Origin of the sequence: Zavarzinella formosa DSM 19928 (assembly GCF_000255705.1) — a bacterium.
GTDB classification, from domain to species: domain Bacteria; phylum Planctomycetota; class Planctomycetia; order Gemmatales; family Gemmataceae; genus Zavarzinella; species Zavarzinella formosa.
Genome location: NZ_AIAB01000563.1, coordinates 1 through 867, shown reverse-complemented (window position 1 = coordinate 867; position 867 = coordinate 1). Strand labels below are relative to the sequence as shown.

At 66.4% G+C, this 867-nt stretch carries 1 protein-coding gene; it reads left to right on the top strand.

The genetic code is table 11. From position 1 onward, the window contains the following. The first annotated feature begins 337 nt into the window (after nt 1-337). The gene (locus tag BGIM_RS47950; RefSeq protein ID WP_020467918.1) at nt 338-811 is read left to right on the top strand and encodes a transposase; all 474 of its coding nucleotides are present in this window, start codon (nt 338-340) and stop codon (nt 809-811) included. Nucleotides 812-867 lie beyond the last annotated feature (56 nt).

The following is an 867-nucleotide window of genomic DNA, read 5'->3' as shown; positions in this document are numbered from 1 at the left end:
CCCGGTGGCGCCAGGCCGACGACCTGCGGGACGAGGCCAGCCTGTGCGAGGACATCCTCAGCATCGCCCTGTCGGGCCTGCACCGGGTCGTGGACGAGACCGGCCAGGCGGCCGCCATGGCCTCGTTGCTCCTCTCGGCCGAGCCGGCGACTTCGGTTGCCTGAGCATGTCACGTCCGGCCGCACGGCTGAGTAAGCGCTTACCCAGCCGTGCGGCCGGGCCAATAAGCGCTTACTCAGCCGGCGGCGTTGCGGAGGTCTCGAAGCCAATAAGAGCTTACTCAGACGCTTTGACGCAAGAAGCCCCAAAGCCCGTTTCGGGTGGAAAGGAACGATTGATGACGAGAGAGCGAGACGATTCGTTCGTGATCGTCGAAACGGCGGCGGCCCGGATGACGCAGGACGCCGACGACGGGTGGCGCGGCAAGGGCCATGTCTTCGGGGCCTTCCAGCCGGCCACCGGGGAAGCGTTTACTCACTCGTACCCACGTCGCACCGGCGAGAACTGGATCCATTTTCTGGAGCGGATCGAGCGATGGTTGCCGGCCGGCGTCACCCGCGTCTACGCCATCCTCGACAACCTGACCGCCCACGGGTCCCTCGATGTGCTGCTGTTCAACGTGGCGTACCCGCGACGGGAGTTTGTCTTCCAGCCGGTCACGGCGGCGTACTTGAACCTGATCGAACCATGGTGGAAGGTTCTGCGGTCCCTGGCGCTCAAGGGCCGCCGGTTCGGGACATGGGAGGAGATCGTTGAGGCGGTGAGCCGGGCGACGGCCTATTGGAACGCGCACCGACATCCGTTTCAATGAGGTCGGCGACGACGCCACCGGCCCCGTCGGACGACCGGCGTCGCCACCCCGCCATC